At 52.9% G+C, this 3,047-nt stretch carries 1 rRNA gene; it reads right to left on the bottom strand.

What is annotated here, in order from left to right:
• Positions 1-38: 38 nt before the first annotated feature.
• Positions 39-2,968 (bottom strand): 23S ribosomal RNA (locus tag AC1RRX_RS19200).
• Positions 2,969-3,047: the final 79 nt, after the last annotated feature.

Raw genomic sequence — 3,047 nt, 5'->3', positions numbered from 1 at the left:
TTCTCTCAAAACTAGATAACAGTAAGCATACATTCAAATTGGTTAAGTCCTCGATCGATTAGTATCTGTCAGCTCCATGTGTCGCCACACTTCCACCTCAGACCTATCAACCTGATCATCTTTCAGGGATCTTACTTCCTTGCGGAATGGGAAATCTCATCTTGAGGGGGGCTTCATGCTTAGATGCTTTCAGCACTTATCCCGTCCGCACATAGCTACCCAGCGATGCCCTTGGCAGAACAACTGGTACACCAGCGGTGCGTCCATCCCGGTCCTCTCGTACTAAGGACAGCTCCTCTCAAATTTCCTGCGCCCGCGACGGATAGGGACCGAACTGTCTCACGACGTTCTGAACCCAGCTCGCGTACCGCTTTAATGGGCGAACAGCCCAACCCTTGGGACCGACTACAGCCCCAGGATGCGATGAGCCGACATCGAGGTGCCAAACCTCCCCGTCGATGTGGACTCTTGGGGGAGATAAGCCTGTTATCCCCGGGGTAGCTTTTATCCGTTGAGCGATGGCCCTTCCATGCGGAACCACCGGATCACTAAGCCCGACTTTCGTCCCTGCTCGACTTGTAGGTCTCGCAGTCAAGCTCCCTTGTGCCTTTACACTCTGCGAATGATTTCCAACCATTCTGAGGGAACCTTTGGGCGCCTCCGTTACCTTTTAGGAGGCGACCGCCCCAGTCAAACTGCCCACCTGACACTGTCTCCCCGCCCGATAAGGGCGGCGGGTTAGAAGGTCAATACAGCCAGGGTAGTATCCCACCGATGCCTCCACCGAAGCTGGCGCTCCGGTTTCCAAGGCTCCTACCTATCCTGTACAAGCTGTACCAACATTCAATATCAGGCTGCAGTAAAGCTCCACGGGGTCTTTCCGTCCTGTCGCGGGTAACCTGCATCTTCACAGGTACTATAATTTCACCGAGTCTCTCGTTGAGACAGTGCCCAGATCGTTGCGCCTTTCGTGCGGGTCGGAACTTACCCGACAAGGAATTTCGCTACCTTAGGACCGTTATAGTTACGGCCGCCGTTTACTGGGGCTTCAATTCGCACCTTCGCTTACGCTAAGCGCTCCTCTTAACCTTCCAGCACCGGGCAGGCGTCAGCCCCTATACTTCGCCTTACGGCTTCGCAGAGACCTGTGTTTTTGCTAAACAGTCGCCTGGGCCTATTCACTGCGGCTCTCTCGGGCTTGCACCCTAACAGAGCACCCCTTCTCCCGAAGTTACGGGGTCATTTTGCCGAGTTCCTTAACGAGAGTTCTCTCGATCACCTTAGGATTCTCTCCTCGCCTACCTGTGTCGGTTTGCGGTACGGGCACCTCTCACCTCGCTAGAGGCTTTTCTTGGCAGTGTGGAATCAGGAACTTCGCTACTATAATTCGCTCGCCATCACAGCTCAGCCTTCACGGGAAACGGATTTGCCTATTTCCCAGCCTAACTGCTTGGACGCGGATATCCAATACCGCGCTTACCCTATCCTCCTGCGTCCCCCCATTGCTCAAATGGTGAGGAGGTGGTACAGGAATATCAACCTGTTATCCATCGCCTACGCCTTTCGGCCTCGGCTTAGGTCCCGACTAACCCTGAGCGGACGAGCCTTCCTCAGGAAACCTTAGGCATTCGGTGGAGGGGATTCTCACCCCTCTTTCGCTACTCATACCGGCATTCTCACTTCTAAGCGCTCCACAAGTCCTTCCGGTCTTGCTTCACAGCCCTTAGAACGCTCTCCTACCACTGTTCGAAGAACAGTCCGCAGCTTCGGTGATACGTTTAGCCCCGGTACATTTTCGGCGCAGAGTCACTCGACCAGTGAGCTATTACGCACTCTTTAAATGGTGGCTGCTTCTAAGCCAACATCCTGGTTGTCTAAGCAACTCCACATCCTTTTCCACTTAACGTATACTTTGGGACCTTAGCTGGCGGTCTGGGCTGTTTCCCTTTCGACTACGGATCTTATCACTCGCAGTCTGACTCCCAAGGATAAGTCATCGGCATTCGGAGTTTGACTGAATTCGGTAACCCGGTAGGGGCCCCTAGTCCAATCAGTGCTCTACCTCCGAGACTCTTACCTTGAGGCTAGCCCTAAAGCTATTTCGGAGAGAACCAGCTATCTCCAGGTTCGATTGGCATTTCACCCCTACCCACACCTCATCCCCGCACTTTTCAACGTGCGTGGGTTCGGGCCTCCATTCAGTGTTACCTGAACTTCACCCTGGACATGGGTAGATCACCTGGTTTCGGGTCTACGACCACGTACTCAATTCGCCCTATTCAGACTCGCTTTCGCTGCGGCTCCGCATCTTCTGCTTAACCTTGCACGGGATCGTAACTCGCCGGTTCATTCTACAAAAGGCACGCCATCACCCGTTAACGGGCTCTGACTACTTGTAGGCACACGGTTTCAGGATCTCTTTCACTCCCCTTCCGGGGTGCTTTTCACCTTTCCCTCACGGTACTGGTTCACTATCGGTCACTAGGGAGTATTTAGCCTTGGGAGATGGTCCTCCCGGATTCCGACGGAATTTCACGTGTTCCGCCGTACTCAGGATCCACTCAGGAGAGAACGAAGTTTTGACTACAGGGCTGTTACCTCCTATGGCGGGCCTTTCCAGACCTCTTCATCTACCTCGTTCCTTTGTAACTCCGTACAGAGTGTCCTACAACCCCAAGAGGCAAGCCTCTTGGTTTGGGCTGGTCCCGTTTCGCTCGCCGCTACTCAGGGAATCGCATTTGCTTTCTCTTCCTCCGGGTACTTAGATGTTTCAGTTCCCCGGGTCTGCCTTCTCATATCCTATGTATTCAGATATGGATACCACTCCATTACGAGTGGTGGGTTTCCCCATTCGGAAATCTCCGGATCAAAGCTTGCTTACAGCTCCCCGAAGCATATCGGTGTTCGTCCCGTCCTTCATCGGCTCCTAGTGCCAAGGCATCCACCGTGCGCCCTTTCTAACTTAACCGTTAAAAAGAATCACTACGTGATATCTTGCATTACTAATTGAATGTGAATTACTTCTGTTATCTAGTTTTCAAAGAACA

Source organism: Bacillus sp. GW821-FHT11D08 (assembly GCF_058808515.1).
The sequence above is the reverse complement of the archived record's forward strand: the minus strand, read 5'-3'. Positions and strand labels throughout refer to the sequence as shown.